Below are 14,682 nucleotides of genomic sequence, written 5' to 3' on the forward strand. Positions count from 1 at the left end.
GTTACAGGAAGAATAAGATACAAAGACATTCCTGCTGATGAATACATCTATGCTGCATCGCAAGAGAAAGCGTGGTGAGTCGCGATTAAATAAGGCACACATATAAAACGGCACTGACAACCTTTCGACGAAGAGGACGAATAAGAAGGCCTGCTCGGAGTGTGATGATAAGTGAAGGCTGTTCGTTGCTTGAAGACAAGTATGATGTCTTTAAATACAAAAAAGCCCGGCATAGAGCCGAGCTTTTGGTACACAGTTTCCAGAGTAACTCTGAAAGCATAATTCCCGATAAGAGGAAATTAACGCTTAGAGAACTGTGGACGACGACGTGCTTTACGTAGACCAACTTTCTTACGTTCAACGCAACGAGCGTCACGAGTAACGTAGCCAGCTGCGCGTAGAGCAGGACGTAGAGACTCATCGTATTCCATAAGCGCGCGAGTGATACCGTGACGGATAGCACCAGCTTGACCAGAAATACCGCCGCCTTTAACTGTTACGTAAAGGTCTAGCTTTTCAGTTAGTTCAACTAGCTCTAGAGGTTGTTGTACAACCATACGTGCTGTTGGACGACCGAAGTATTCGTCAAGGTTACGCTTGTTTACTACAATGTTACCGCTGCCTGGTTTAATGAAAACACGTGCAGCTGAGCTTTTGCGACGGCCAGTGCCGTAGTATTGATTCTCTGCCATTTTCGAAATCCCCAATTAGATGTCTAGTACTTGTGGTTGTTGAGCAACATGGTTGTGCTCAGCGCCCGCGTAAACTTTTAGCTTACGGTACATAGCACGGCCTAGAGGACCACGTGGAAGCATGCCTTTAACTGCAAGCTCAAGAGCCATCTCAGGTTTACGATCGATCAACTTTTCAAAAGTGATAGATTTTAGACCACCTGGGAATTCAGAGTGACGGTAGTACACTTTGTTCTTAGCTTTGTTACCAGTTACAGCAACTTTCTCAGCGTTGATAACGATGATGTAATCACCAGTGTCAACGTGAGGAGTGTATTCAGCTTTATGTTTGCCACGTAGGCGAGATGCAATTTCACTTGCTAGACGGCCAAGAGTTTTACCTTCAGCGTCTACAACGTACCAGTCGCGTTTTACAGTTTCTGGTTTAGCAACGAAAGTTTTCATGCTAACAATAACCCGTTAATTAAATTTTAAACTTTAAAGGAACACCCAATAGTGCTCCCACACTGTCTAAGAGCCCAGTCATCACCCCTTCGAGTCGTTGGTACTCTCGACCTTCAATTTCGAAATAACTTCGATAATCAGGTCTGCAGTAACGGTGGGTCGCAGGATTATAGAGAAGAGCGAAGAAAAAATCACCTTTTTTTGCGCCAAATCACTAATTTTTTCTTCACTTTTTTAAGAACCCATTGGATCTAGGCCAAATGTTCACGCGCGAGATACTCATGACTTTGCATCTCAGTAAGCCGAGACAAACAGCGCTTAAATTCGAACTCTAACTGCCCGTCAGCATATAAATCGGCCATTGGCACTTCAGCAGAAATAATCAACTTAACATTGCGCTCGTAAAACTCATCGACCAGCGCGATAAAGCGTCTCGCCGCATCATCTATTTTTCGGTTCATTTGTTGAACATCTGCCAGTAATACCGTGTGGTAAATACGAGACAATTCAATGTAGTCATTTTGACTGCGAGCAGTTTGACACAACTGAGCAAACGACGCATGCAGCACCCCATCGCTTGCTTCAATCACCGCTAGTTGACGGTGGTTAACTTCGATTTGATGAGCAACAAACTGACGCTCTCCAGTCAGCTGCTGATAATATTTGTTAAGGTTTATGCTAGCCTGCTCATCAAGCGGGTAATGGTATATTTCAGCCTGTTCTAACGTTCTTAAGCGATAATCAACGCCACTATCGACATTCAACACTTCACAACGTGCCAAAATCATATCGATCGCGGGCAAAAAGCGCGCTCTTTGCAAACCGTTACGATATAAGTTCTGCGGCTCAATGTTTGAAGTCGCGACTAGGATCATCTGCCGCTTGAACATTTCTTGAAGTAGCGTTGCAAGGATCATCGCATCAGTAATGTCGGAAACAAAAAATTCATCAAAGCAAACCACATCGGCTTCTTCTTTAAATTTATCCGCCACTTTTGATAGCGGATTTTCGACATCACCTAACAGCTTCAACTCATCATGTACTCGATACATAAATCGATGGAAGTGGACGCGCATTTTTCTTTGGGTCGGTAAAGCATCAAAAAATGCGTCCATAAGGTAGGTTTTACCGCGACCTACCCCACCCCAAAAGTAAAGGCCTTTTGGTGGTTCAGGCTTGTCGATTTTTTTCCCCATTAGCTTTTGCCATTTGGAAAGCTGAGGCACAGGCGCTGACTGAAATTCAACGATAGCATGGTAAAGCTTGTCTAATGCAACGACCGCTTGATACTGAGCTTCATCACGCTGAAACCCGTGTTCTGCTATGTCTTTTTGATATTGTTGTAGTGGTGTCATCGTATTAAGTCGTATAGAGGTATAGAGAAAAGGGTTACCTCGGGGTCAACTTTGAGAATAGAGAGAAGTAGTTATCAGTCCCCGAAGACATACTGCTATTTTTCTTTATCGGCTGTTCAAGCCATAGTAACATGGACGAGCACCGCGTGTAACTAAGTAGTAAAAGACTTGTTAAAACAACTATAAGGAGCAGTTATGCCTTGGATTTATGCCATTGTGGGTTTGCTGGTCGGTACAATCGTAGGCGTAGTCATTAGTAGACTAACCACCCCTGAATACAAGAAACAAAAGTCTGTGCAGAAAGAACTTGAAGCGGCCAAGTTTGAATTAGAGCAACAACGTCAAGAGCTCGTCGATCATTTTGCACAAACCGCAGAAATGTTGGACACCCTAGGTAAAGATTACACCAAGCTATACCAACATATGGCCAAGACCTCTTCTGAGCTTTTGCCAAACTTACCAGAACAAGACAACCCGTTTGATAAGAAAACGGCAATGTCGTCTGAAACTATTGCAGAAGATCAACCAGAGTTTAACGAACAACCAAAAGACTACGCTAATGGCGCCACCGGTCTTTTGAAGGATCAAGAGAAAGAAATCATTAATGCTCCCGAAGCGGTAACCGCAAAAGCATCATAATCCTCTCTTACTTCTATCTAGGGCCGATACATTTGTATCGGCCCTTTTTTGAACTTTTTCACCTCACCTTCGCTCTAACTTGGATGTGCACTGCCTCCCCTTTTGATTGTCCGAACTAGACCCTATATTAGTTATTAACAAAGTGAACTAACCGTTCGGATATTTCTTTTTGGCAGACATGTTTCAAGAGGAGTTATTGGATGAAAAAACCACTGCTTGCGCTCACCGTTCTATCTCTGAGTTTGGGTTCGATTATTGCCCCAGTTCAAGCCACTGCCGCATTACCTTTGAATGTGGATGGCCAACAGTTACCTAGCTTGGCACCAATGCTTGAGAAGGTGACCCCAGCTGTTGTGAGTATTGCTGTAGAAGGTAAACAAGTACAAACCAGCCGCATTCCCGAGCAATTTCAATTTTTCTTTGGCCCAGACTTTCCTATGGAACAAAGGCGAGAGCGCCCGTTCAGAGGTTTAGGTTCTGGTGTCATTATTGATGCGAAGAAAGGCCATATTGTCACTAACTACCACGTGATCAAGGGCGCAGATGAGATTCGAGTTCGCCTCTTTGACGGGCGCGAGTATGACGCTACGCTCGTTGGCGGTGATGAAATGGCCGATGTTGCGTTACTTAAATTAGAGAAAGCGAAAAACTTAACGCAGATTAAAGTCGCGGATTCCGACAAACTGCGTGTCGGTGACTTTACGGTTGCGATTGGTAACCCATTTGGACTCGGTCAAACTGTGACTTCGGGTATTGTTTCAGCCCTTGGTCGTAGTGGCTTAAACGTTGAAAACTTCGAAAACTTCATCCAAACCGATGCCGCAATTAACAGCGGTAACTCTGGTGGTGCATTGGTCAACCTTAATGGTGAGCTGATCGGTATTAATACTGCGATTTTAGGCCCTAACGGCGGTAATGTGGGTATTGGCTTTGCGATTCCATCAAACATGATGAAAAACCTCACTGATCAAATTCTAGAGTTTGGTGAAGTCAAACGCGGCATGTTGGGTGTGCAAGGTGGCGAAGTAACCTCTGAGCTAGCTGATGCATTGGGTTACGAGTCAAGTAAAGGGGCCTTTATTGGTCAAGTCGTACCGGACAGCGCAGCCGATAAAGCAGGGTTAAAAGCCGGTGACGTAATTGTATCGGTGAACGGCAAAGCGATTAATACTTTCTCAGAGCTCCGCGCAAAAGTGGCAACACTGGGCGCAGGTAAAGAAATCACATTAGGTGTGGTTCGAGATGGTAAGAATAAAACCTTTGATGTAACGCTTGGCGAATCTACGAATATGAAAGCTAAAGCGGAGACATTACATGAGGGACTCAAAGGTGCGGAGTTAAGCAATACAACACCAAGTGATGTAATCCAAGGTGTTAAAGTATCGAGCGTTGCAGATAACTCTCCAGCGGCTCAATATCAATTACAACAAGGTGACATTATTATCGGTGTGAACCGTCAACGAGTGAAAAACCTTGCCGAGCTTCGTACAATCGTAGAGAAACACAAAGGTGTACTGGCTCTTAATATTCAACGTGGTGAACGTACTATTTATCTTGTCATTCGTTAACCACTTTCAACGTGATAGGAAATAAGGTTTTCGATGCATAGTACTGAGTGATAAGGCTCGATCACTTTTCCTTATCGCTCAATAACTAATGAAAAGGGCAGCGCGATGACGTACTGCCCTTTTGTTATTTTTCAATGTAATGCTATTCTTCATCTTCGATGCCATTTTGGCGCTCACGCATGGAGAGGATATGCTCAGCTTTTTATTACGTTCTGTCTTTTTAGGCTTGGCTACTGCCGCAGTGGTATTACTGGCGGTTCCATCTTTGCGCAACAACGTAATTCCTGCTGCGCTTGATCCTCAACCTGTTAATATCGCATCAGTCGAGTTGACGTTTAATCAAGCGGTCCGAAGAGCAGCGCCTGCCGTAGTAAACATCTACAGTCGTAAGTATGTTGAGAATGATCGCAGTAAACTCTCGACTCAAGGTCTGGGGTCAGGTGTCATTGTTAGTGAGAAAGGCTACATCATTACTAACTATCATGTGGTTGCTCAAGCTGATCAAATTGTTGTGGCATTACAAGACGGCAGAGCCGCAGCGGCTCAGCTCGTAGGGACAGATAAACGTACTGATATAGCCGTGCTGCGTGTCGAAGGTTCGAATTTGCCCGTAATCCCTCTGAACTCTAATTACAAACCACAAGTGGGCGATGTAGTACTAGCCATCGGTAACCCATACAACCTTGGACAAACCACAACGTTCGGCATTATTTCTGCCACAGGTCGTTCATCCATTAGCGATGGTCGTCAAGCATTCATTCAAACCGATGCCGCCATCAATGAAGGTAACTCTGGTGGAGCCCTAGTGAACACACAAGGCGAGCTCGTCGGCATTAACACCGCCTCTTTTCAGCAAGCGACAGACTTAGAAACTTACGGTATTTCTTTTGCGATCCCTGCGCCGCTAGCCAGTAAGATCATGCAGAAAATCATCGCTGATGGCCGCGTGATTCGTGGTTATATTGGAATCGACGGCCAAGACATTAATGCGGTCACTGCTCGCCTACTTGGAAATGAACACATAGGTGGTATTGTCGTACTTGGTATTGATCCAAATGGCCCAGCCAATGCGGCTGGCTTTCAAAAACAAGATATCATTATCAGTATTGATGGCAATAAGGTTCAGGGGCGTCAGAGCGTTATGGATATCGTCACCGATTTACGTCCTGGCACCACCGTGGACGTCGGTATCATTCGCAAAGGAAAAGAGATGACCTTGAAAGTCACCATTGCTGAAGACAAGCAAGAAGCATAAAAAATCCCAGCCATTGGCTGGGATTTTTATTTGTGCGTTACTCGCTATCGCTCGGTGTTTCCGTCGTATCGGAATCATCCAGCTCAACTTCAATGCGAGTGACTCGCTGCAAACCTCTCGGTAATAACCCACCTCGGCGACCACGTTCGCCACGGAAGTTATCAAGGTCAGACGGTTTAAGACCCAACTTTCGCTTACCCGCGTACAGCGTTAACGATGCACCTTTTGGTAAAGACATTAAGTGAGATAGTACTTCTTCTCGCTCTTTTGCTTTAGCAGCAGGAATGTTGATGATCTTATTCCCTTTACCTTTCGCCAGTTGTGGCAAGTCTTTGATTGGGAACAGCAGCATGCGACCTTGGTTAGTGATTGCTAAGATTTCATCAGAGTCTAAATCTTCAATCTCTTTTGGCGTCATGATCTCAGAGTTGGCAGGTAAAGTGACGAGCGCTTTACCACTGCGGTTTTTAGACAGCAAGTCCGCGCCTTTACATACAAAGCCGTAACCTGCATCTGAACCCACCAGCCACAGCTGATCTTCTTCACTCATGATGACTTGGCGAATACTGCTACCAGCCGTAATATTCAAGCGACCGGTAATCGGCTCACCTTGACTACGAGCAGAAGGCAGTGAGTGCGATTCCAGAGAGTAACTTCGACCGTCACTACCTAGGAATACCGCAGGCTGATTACTCTTACCTCGAGCATGCGCTAAATACTTATCACCCGACTTATAGTTTAAGCCTTCGGCATCCACGTCATGGCCTTTCGCGTGACGAATCCAACCTTTCTCAGAAAGCACAACCGTGATTGGCTCACTTGGTACGAGGTCACGTTCAGTCAGCGCTTTTGCTTCTGCACGCTCAACCATTGGAGAGCGACGGTCATCACCGTATTTCTCTGCGTCTGCTTTGATTTCTTTTTTCAGTAGTGTGTTCAGACGACGCTCAGAACCGAGTAGCTGTTCTAGCTTCTCACGCTCTTTCTCTAGCTCGTCTTGCTCACCACGGATCTTCATCTCTTCTAGTTTTGCTAGATGACGAAGTTTGGTATCTAAAATTGCATCCGCTTGGATATCGGTAATACCAAAGCGTTCCATCAGCACAGCTTTTGGATCGTCTTCAGTACGGATGATCTCAATCACTTCATCTAGGTTGAGGTAAGCAACCAACAAACCTTCCAAGATGTGTAGACGAGCCATTACTTTGTCTAGGCGGTGTTGTAGACGACGACGCACAGTCGTACGACGGAACTCGATCCACTCAGATAGAATTTGCACCAGACCTTTAACTTGAGGACGGTTATCCAAACCAATCATGTTCAAGTTAACGCGGTAACTGCGCTCAAGATCCGTTGATGCGAACAAGTGGTTCATCAACAAGTCACAATCGACACGGTTTGACTTAGGCACCACAACGATACGCGTTGGGTTCTCGTGATCCGATTCGTCACGAAGATCGTCAACCATTGGCAGCTTCTTCGCACGCATCTGGTTAGCGATTTGCTCAAGCAGTTTGGCACCCGATACTTGGTGAGGCAAAGAAGTGATAACAATATCAGAACCTTCTTTATGCCAAACCGCGCGCATTTTGATGCTGCCACGACCGTTGCGGTAAATCTTCTCGATATCCGCTTGCGGCGAGATAATTTCTGCTTCTGTTGGGTAATCTGGACCTTTGACATACTGCATCACGTCCGGCAGTTCTGCTTTCGGGTTGTCGATCAAATGAATAGTCGCATCTGCGATTTCACGAACGTTGTGCGGTGGGATGTCTGTTGCCATACCAACGGCAATGCCGGTTACACCGTTAAGCAGGATATGAGGCAGACGTGCTGGCAACATTTGTGGCTCTTTCATTGTGCCATCAAAGTTAGGTTGCCATTCAACCGTGCCCTGACCAAGTTCGCCAAGCAATACTTCAGCAAACTTAGACAGTTTTGCTTCGGTATAACGCATTGCCGCAAATGATTTCGGATCATCTGGCGCACCCCAGTTACCTTGACCATCCACTAATGGATAGCGGTAAGAGAATGGCTGAGCCATCAATACCATCGCTTCGTAACACGCTAAATCACCGTGCGGATGGTATTTACCTAGCACGTCACCAACGGTACGTGCAGATTTTTTGTATTTTGCTGATGCAGAGAGACCAAGCTCTGACATCGCATAAATGATGCGTCGTTGAACCGGCTTTAAGCCATCACCAATGTATGGCAAGGCGCGGTCCATGATTACGTACATCGAGTAGTTCAGATAAGCGTCTTCAGTGAACTTGCGCATTGGCAATTGTTCGACGCCATCGTAGGTAATTTCTGTAGACATCCGTTACACCTCTGCCAAGTCGCCGTTGTTTTGTAGCCAAGAACGACGGTCATCTGCACGCTTTTTACCTAGCAGCATGTCCATCATTTCCATGGTCGCCGTAGAGTCGTCAATGGTTAACTGCACTAAGCGACGCGTGTTCGGATCCATGGTGGTTTCACGCAACTGAAGTGGGTTCATCTCACCCAGACCTTTGAATCGTTGCACGTTGATTTTGGCTTTCTTCTTCGACAAGCGCTCTAAAATGCCATCTTTTTCATCATCATCGAGGGCGTAGAACACTTCTTTCCCGCAGTCGATTCGATACAGAGGCGGCATCGCCACATAGATATGACCCGCTTCCACTAGTGCGCGGAAGTGACGAGTAAATAGAGCACAAAGCAGCGTTGCGATGTGAAGACCATCCGAGTCCGCATCGGCAAGGATACAGATCTTACCGTAACGAAGACTCTCGAGGTTGTCGCTATCTGGGTCAATACCCAAAGCAACTGAGATATCGTGTACTTCTTGAGACGCAAGAACTTGATCGGCAGAGACTTCCCACGTGTTCAAGATCTTACCACGCAGTGGCATCACAGCTTGGAATTCACGGTCACGTGCCTGTTTTGCCGAGCCACCCGCAGAGTCACCCTCCACAAAGAAGATTTCCGTGCGACTTAAGTCCTGTGCAGAACAGTCGGTCAACTTACCTGGCAGTGCCGGGCCAGAAGCCACTTTCTTACGTACGACTTTTTTCGCCGCTCGCATACGACGATGCGCGTTAGCGATACAGACTTCTGCCAATTGCTCTGCGAGCTGAGGCTTTTCGTTCAACCAAAGACTGAACGCATCTTTTACAACGCCAGAGACAAATGCCGCGGTTTGACGAGAAGAGAGACGTTCCTTGGTCTGGCCTGCAAATTGTGGATCTTGAATTTTAACCGACAGCACGTAAGAACAGCGGTCGAAAACGTCATCACCCGTTAGCTTCACACCACGAGGTAATAGATTACGGAACTCACAGAATTCGCGCATCGCTTCCAACAAGCCTTGGCGTAAACCATTAACGTGCGTACCACCTTGAGCGGTTGGGATTAGGTTAACGTAGCTTTCGGTGATCATTTCACCGCCTTCTGGCTGCCAAATTACCGCCCAGTTTGCCGCTTCAGTATCCGCCAAGAACTCACCAGTAAATGGTTCTTCAGGAATAACTGGATAGCCTTTTACACCTTCCGCAAGATAGTCTTTAAGACCGTCTTCGTAGTACCACTTATAGTCTTTGCCATTAACTTTGTCGGTTAATGTGATTTCTAAGCCCGGACACAAAACCGCTTTTGCGCGCAGGTTGTTGACTAAGCGCGTCACAGAGAAGTTAGCCGAATCGAAGTACTTCGCATCAGGCCAGAAATGTACGCTGGTACCGCGATTGCGACGACCACATGTGCCAGTTACGGTCAGATCAGACACTTTCTCGCCGTGTTCAAATGCAATTTCATACACTTGACCATCACGACGAACTGTTACTTCAACGCGTTTTGACAACGCGTTTACTACAGATATACCTACCCCGTGCAAACCACCAGAGAATTGGTAGTTTTTGTTAGAGAACTTACCACCCGCATGTAGCTTACATAGAATTAGCTCTACGCCTGATACTTTCTCTTCTGGGTGGATATCAACAGGCATGCCTCGACCATCATCGATCACTTCGAGTGATTGGTCAGCATGTAGGATGACTTGTACTTTTGAGGCATGTCCGGCTAGCGCTTCATCGACACTGTTGTCGATAACTTCTTGGCCCAAATGGTTTGGGCGCGCTGTATCCGTATACATCCCTGGTCGGCGACGTACTGGCTCTAAGCCATTCAGTACTTCAATGGCACCAGCATTATATTGTTCAGTCATAATACGGAATTATTCTCAAAGTTTACTTGTTGCCTGAGTATCACCAATGGGCGTACCCATACTCAGGAAACGAAAAAGCCACCCTGTTCACATCACTAAGAGTTTGTAAACATGATGCATAACAAAGTAGCCAGGGTCCTCGACCCTTAAGATCTTTTGGCAAAACATAGTCGGAAAGCATACCGCCCATGTCAAGAAACGGTTGGATATATCAATAAAAACTATGAGCCTTTTCCAATCGCTTTCGAATTACAGTTCTAGAAATTCGATAATCTGTGCAGGATAACGCTCAAAGCCTACAAAACTGTGATCACCGCCTTGTTCTACTGTTTGCTTAGCGTCTGCAAACTTATCTACCGCTTGTCGATAGTCTAAAACCTCATCTTCTGTTTGTTGCAATAACCAAAAAGAATGTGGCGACGCGATGCTTTGTACATCAAGAGCTTTTAACTCGTCAATATGACAAGCTTCAAGTGTATAGGTTTCATGCGTATATGGGTTAGTTTGCTTACCCAAATAATCTACTAGCAACTCATAAGGCTTGACTGCGGGGTTGACCACTACCGCTTTAAACCCAAACTTGTCATTTAGCCACGTTGACATAAAACCGCCTAATGAACTGCCCACTAGACCAATTTTATAGTCGTCTTTATATTGCTCGATAATATCCAACAACATTTTCGCCGCTTGCTGAGGATAACAAGGTAACTGGGGAACAATCACCTTGATATCAGACCTATGTTGCTCGCAGTAGGCTCTCATCACATTCGCTTTCATGGAGAGTGGAGAGCTATTAAAGCCATGGATATAGAGAAGAAGTGAAGGTTTACTCATAGATATCTCGCACAAAAAAGCGAGCCCGAACAGAGAGCTCGGGCGCGTTAGTAGCCGTTAGAAGAGAAGTCTGGTTGGAACTGGCCATCAGGAAGCCGACCTACTTGGGTCGTAATATCGCCACAAGCGTGTAGTTGCAGCTCCCGCCAACCAGGCGAAGTGGTATCAAGGGCAAAATCATCCGAGTTAGGCTTAAACTGAACACAAGTTGAGGGTGTTGCCATCACTCGAATGCCCTTGTGAAGCACATTCATATCTTGATGAACATGACCACAGAGAATGCCTTTCACGTTATCAAAACGCTCGACAACCTGCCAAAACGCTTCGGCATCTTTTAAAGTATGTTGATCAAGCCACGCGCTTCCCACCAGTAACGGGTGATGATGCAACAAAACAAGTGTGTGTCTTTCTGGGTGTTCGGCTAGCTTTTCTTCGAGTAGCGTTAATTGCTGATCACTCAAGCGCCCATGAGGAACGCCAACAACTTGCGAGTCTAAAAGAATTAACTGCCAATGCTCGCCAAGCAACACATGCTCTGCGGCTTTGATTTGTGGCGAAGGCAAAACACTGCCCATATTAGGCTTGTAATCATGATTACCAGGTAGCCAAAAGCAGTCTTTCTCTAGCGGTTCAATGCCGTTGGCAAAGCGCTGATAAGATTCTGCACTATGGTCTTGGGAAATATCGCCCGTCGCCAAGATGTAATCAAACGCCACGTTGCGGCGTAAAACATCAGCAACAACAGCATTAAAGCTATCGACTGTTTTTACGCTTAGCAAACTTCCCTCATCGGCAGCAAACAGATGAGTATCCGTAATTTGTAAAAGTTTGATGCTGTCACTAGATGATTGCAAAATGAAAACCTGATTCGTCCACTATATCGTTATTTGTTATTTTCCTTTAGTGACGTGACGATCAATTGAAGGCAAGTGGTGTTCTACTGATACCACTTCGTAAACAAAACGTCAGCCATTCACCGAGGAATGTGTTTAATTGATGCTTTTCATCTTTCTGCATCAGTTGGTCATTGGGATAATCATACTTAGCTTTTATGCGAGAGAACTCTCCGCTTGAGCATACTTCGGCTACTCTCGCATCATGATAAAGCCTGACAGACATCGTCGGTAAAGGAAACACTGGCGTTTCATCACTCTGACATATCTCAACAACTGTGGTGTATTTTGTGATTTCATTCACGGTCAATTGGTAAACCATGTTCGCCGCTTGGTAGCAACGTACATCCCCAACTTCGGCAGAAGCAGGCAATAAGGCGTTCAACTTAGCGTAGTTGGTCTCATACGTTCTCATAAGACCAGCTAAATCAACATGATATTGTTGTTTTTCAGCCAATTGTGCCATTACTCACTCTCCACCGTTTGGGATTGTCCCCATTCTGACTTTAACTCTTGATGGTGTAATTGCAGCCATTGCAACGCAATAATCGACGCACCATTTTCAAATTTCCCGTCCTTCACCCATTGATACGCCGTTTCACGACTCATGACATGAACTCGGATATCTTCATTCTCATAGTCTAAACCATGAATGCCGTGCGCTTTAGACGCATCCACTTCACCAACAAAGACGTCTAGCTTTTCCGAGCAACCACCAGCCGAAGGATAATAAGAAGTGACAGGTATAACGCGCCCCACCTGAATCCCCGCTTCTTCGACAGCCTCTCGACGAATTACGGCTTCAGCTGATTCATCGCGGTCAATCATACCGGCGACAATTTCTAGCTGCCAAGGGTGTTCATGTTCCAACGCGCCAATACGAATCTGTTCAATGATTACGACCTGGTCCGTCTTTGGATCATAAGGAAGCATCGCTGCTGCGTGACCACGCTCGAACATTTCTCGTTCGACAACTCCACTCCAACCACCAGCAAATAGCCTATGCTGAAAGCGGTATTTCACCATTTTGAAAAAACCTTCAAATAAGGTTTCTTTCGAGATGACTTTTACATCTCGCGAAGTAAAATCTTGTTGTTGTTTGTCACGCTGTTGCATTCAACACCTCTCTGAGTGAATCCTGTAGTTTACTCATTGTTATTCGCTTGCTCAAAGGACTTGGCTCAACTTTTTGTATAATAGTTACAAATTAATTTAAGTCTTTGCTAAAAATTTATTGCACAAGTGGATAATTACGTGTAAAAAAGTGCAAACTTTAGAGTAAATATCGTGCAAATTGAGTTAAACTACTGAGAATTAACCAATCTATGGACCGCGGGAATAGAAAATGAAAAAATTGCTTCCACTATTTATCAGTGCAGCGCTAGGTAGCATGAGTACGTCTGCGTTCGCAGACTCTTTGGCTGAAATCTACGACTTGGCAAAACAAAATGATCCACAATTGCTCAGTGTAGCAGCACAACGTGACCAAGCTTTCGAAGCAATCACCTCAAGCCGTAGTGCTCTATTACCACAAATTAACCTTACTGCGGGTTACAATTTAACTCGTGGTGATACTGAATACGATTCAAATCTAATTAGCGACGTATCAAACGATGGCAACGCACTAACCGCTGGCGTTAGCTTTTCACAAGCACTTTACAACCGCGCATCTTGGATCTCTCTAGATACTGCTGAGAAAAGTGCTCGCCAAGCAGACGCAACTTACGCAGCGACGCAACAGGCACTGATTCTTCGCGTGTCACAAGCGTATTTTGAAGTTCTACGCGCACAAGATAATCTTGTTTTCGTACGTGCAGAAAAAGCCGCGGTTGGCCGTCAACTTGAGCAAACTAAACAGCGTTTTGAAGTAGGTTTGTCTGCAATCACTGACGTGCATGACGCACAAGCTCAGTACGACCAAGTGCTAGCGGACGAAGTGTTGGCAGAAAACGCGCTCACTAATAGCTACGAGTCACTGCGTGAAATTACAGGCCAAGAGCACAAAGATCTCAACATTTTGGACACTGGCCGCTTCACTGCTAGCCCATCGACCGTACCTGCTGAATCGCTCATTGATGAAGCAAAAACCAAAAACCTGACCTTGCTATCTTCACGTATTCTTCAAGACATTGCGCGTGACAATATTTCACTAGCAAGCTCTGGCCACCTACCAACGCTCTCTCTAGACGGTGGTTACAACTACGGTGATACTTCTCATAGCTCTCGTGACAACACGACAGACAACTTCAATATTGGTGTGAACCTTGCTGTACCGCTATACACAGGTGGTAACGTAACCTCTCAAACCAAACAAGCTGAATACGCGTACGTGGCAGCAAGCGAAGATCTTGAAGCACAGTACCGTAGCGTAGTCAAAGATGTTCGCGCACAAAACAACAACATTAACGCCTCTATCGGCGCATTACGTGCGTATGAGCAAGCGGTTATTTCTGCACGCTCTGCACTAGAAGCAACAGAAGCTGGCTTTGATGTAGGTACTCGTACTATCGTTGATGTACTGGACGCGACTCGTCGTCTATACGATGCGAACAAAAACCTATCGAACGCTCGTTACGACTACATTTTAAGTGTTCTTCAGCTACGCCAAGCAGTTGGTACGCTAAGCGAACAAGACATCTTGGACGTTGATGCAGGTTTGAAAGCGGCAAAATAACCGCGAACTGAATACTTCAGGTCTTAATAAATAAAAAACGCCAGTTGAGTTATCAGCTGGCGTTTTTTATTACTTGTAGTTCAGAGCTTAAAAGTGCCTCTGAACTACAAGTATCAAAAAG

General features: G+C 45.5%; 13 protein-coding genes. 4 read left to right on the forward strand and 9 right to left on the reverse strand.

Annotated features, from left to right (window positions below; translation table 11 throughout):
* Positions 1–299 precede the first annotated feature (299 nt).
* From rpsI to zapE, 3 genes are all read right to left on the reverse strand, one after another.
* Positions 300–692 (reverse strand): 30S ribosomal protein S9, encoded by a 393-nt coding sequence (rpsI, locus tag R7D93_RS13565; protein WP_005372876.1) that lies wholly within the window; start codon positions 690–692, stop codon positions 300–302.
* 15 nt (positions 693–707) lie between these two features.
* Positions 708–1,136 (reverse strand): 50S ribosomal protein L13, encoded by a 429-nt coding sequence (gene rplM, locus R7D93_RS13570; protein WP_005372872.1) that lies wholly within the window; start codon positions 1,134–1,136, stop codon positions 708–710.
* A 251-nt stretch (positions 1,137–1,387) separates the two neighbouring features.
* On the reverse strand, positions 1,388–2,491 hold the full coding sequence (zapE, locus tag R7D93_RS13575) for a cell division protein ZapE (protein ID WP_137281704.1): 1,104 nt from the start codon (positions 2,489–2,491) through the stop codon (positions 1,388–1,390).
* Between the two features lie 195 nt (positions 2,492–2,686).
* Here zapE and zapG point away from each other — a divergent pair, with 195 nt between their 5' ends.
* From zapG to degS, 3 genes are all read left to right on the forward strand, one after another.
* Entirely contained in the window at positions 2,687–3,130 is a 444-nt protein-coding gene (zapG, locus tag R7D93_RS13580) for a Z-ring associated protein ZapG (RefSeq protein ID WP_005379861.1), read from the forward strand.
* Between the two features lie 200 nt (positions 3,131–3,330).
* Positions 3,331–4,698, forward strand: a complete 1,368-nt coding sequence (locus tag R7D93_RS13585; protein ID WP_025768400.1) for a Do family serine endopeptidase — start codon at positions 3,331–3,333, stop codon at positions 4,696–4,698.
* Positions 4,699–4,888: 190 nt separating this feature from the next.
* Positions 4,889–5,953 carry an outer membrane-stress sensor serine endopeptidase DegS gene (gene degS / locus R7D93_RS13590; protein WP_017633606.1) on the forward strand — a complete coding sequence of 355 codons (1,065 nt, stop codon included), beginning with the start codon at positions 4,889–4,891 and terminating at the stop codon, positions 5,951–5,953.
* A gap of 37 nt (positions 5,954–5,990) precedes the next feature.
* Here the strand turns inward: degS and parC are convergent, their stop codons facing one another.
* The 6 genes from parC to nudF form a co-directional block, all read right to left on the reverse strand.
* Entirely contained in the window at positions 5,991–8,276 is a 2,286-nt protein-coding gene (parC, locus tag R7D93_RS13595) for a DNA topoisomerase IV subunit A (protein WP_206959305.1), read from the reverse strand.
* Positions 8,277–8,279: 3 nt separating this feature from the next.
* Entirely contained in the window at positions 8,280–10,160 is a 1,881-nt protein-coding gene (gene parE, locus R7D93_RS13600; protein WP_005387417.1) for a DNA topoisomerase IV subunit B, read from the reverse strand.
* Positions 10,161–10,409: 249 nt separating this feature from the next.
* Positions 10,410–10,994, reverse strand: coding sequence for an esterase YqiA (gene yqiA / locus R7D93_RS13605; RefSeq protein WP_005379875.1), 585 nt, complete (start codon positions 10,992–10,994; stop codon positions 10,410–10,412).
* A gap of 47 nt (positions 10,995–11,041) precedes the next feature.
* Entirely contained in the window at positions 11,042–11,848 is an 807-nt protein-coding gene (gene cpdA / locus R7D93_RS13610) for a 3',5'-cyclic-AMP phosphodiesterase (protein ID WP_005387419.1), read from the reverse strand.
* A gap of 61 nt (positions 11,849–11,909) precedes the next feature.
* The gene (locus R7D93_RS13615; protein ID WP_017633603.1) at positions 11,910–12,353 is read right to left on the reverse strand and encodes a DUF1249 family protein; all 444 of its coding nucleotides are present in this window, start codon (positions 12,351–12,353) and stop codon (positions 11,910–11,912) included.
* Complete coding sequence (nudF, locus tag R7D93_RS13620; protein ID WP_025768397.1) at positions 12,353–13,003, reverse strand: ADP-ribose diphosphatase; 651 nt, start codon at positions 13,001–13,003, stop codon at positions 12,353–12,355. The genes R7D93_RS13615 and nudF overlap by 1 nt, the downstream gene beginning before the upstream one ends.
* Before the next feature lie 229 nt (positions 13,004–13,232).
* Between nudF and tolC the strand changes: the two genes are divergently transcribed.
* Complete coding sequence (gene tolC / locus R7D93_RS13625) at positions 13,233–14,561, forward strand: outer membrane channel protein TolC (RefSeq protein ID WP_005379884.1); 1,329 nt, start codon at positions 13,233–13,235, stop codon at positions 14,559–14,561.
* The last annotated feature ends 121 nt before the right edge of the window (positions 14,562–14,682 follow it).

It is taken from the genome of Vibrio sp. YT-15, assembly GCF_033337445.1.
GTDB classification, from domain to species: Bacteria; Pseudomonadota; Gammaproteobacteria; order Enterobacterales; family Vibrionaceae; genus Vibrio; species Vibrio alginolyticus.

Excerpts from the sequence above, each read along its gene's own strand:
- degS (WP_017633606.1), top strand. The coding sequence starts at position 4,889 with ATGCTCAGCTTTTTATTACGTTCTGTCTTTTTAGGCTTGGCTACTGCC.
- R7D93_RS13585 (WP_025768400.1), top strand. The coding sequence starts at position 3,331 with ATGAAAAAACCACTGCTTGCGCTCACCGTTCTATCTCTGAGTTTGGGT.
- rplM (WP_005372872.1), bottom strand. The coding sequence starts at position 1,136 with ATGAAAACTTTCGTTGCTAAACCAGAAACTGTAAAACGCGACTGGTAC.
- nudF (WP_025768397.1), bottom strand. The coding sequence starts at position 13,003 with ATGCAACAGCGTGACAAACAACAACAAGATTTTACTTCGCGAGATGTA.
- zapG (WP_005379861.1), top strand. The coding sequence starts at position 2,687 with ATGCCTTGGATTTATGCCATTGTGGGTTTGCTGGTCGGTACAATCGTA.
- yqiA (WP_005379875.1), bottom strand. The coding sequence starts at position 10,994 with ATGAGTAAACCTTCACTTCTTCTCTATATCCATGGCTTTAATAGCTCT.
- R7D93_RS13615 (WP_017633603.1), bottom strand. The coding sequence starts at position 12,353 with ATGGCACAATTGGCTGAAAAACAACAATATCATGTTGATTTAGCTGGT.
- zapE (WP_137281704.1), bottom strand. The coding sequence starts at position 2,491 with ATGACACCACTACAACAATATCAAAAAGACATAGCAGAACACGGGTTT.
- tolC (WP_005379884.1), top strand. The coding sequence starts at position 13,233 with ATGAAAAAATTGCTTCCACTATTTATCAGTGCAGCGCTAGGTAGCATG.
- parC (WP_206959305.1), bottom strand. The coding sequence starts at position 8,276 with ATGTCTACAGAAATTACCTACGATGGCGTCGAACAATTGCCAATGCGC.
- rpsI (WP_005372876.1), bottom strand. The coding sequence starts at position 692 with ATGGCAGAGAATCAATACTACGGCACTGGCCGTCGCAAAAGCTCAGCT.
- parE (WP_005387417.1), bottom strand. The coding sequence starts at position 10,160 with ATGACTGAACAATATAATGCTGGTGCCATTGAAGTACTGAATGGCTTA.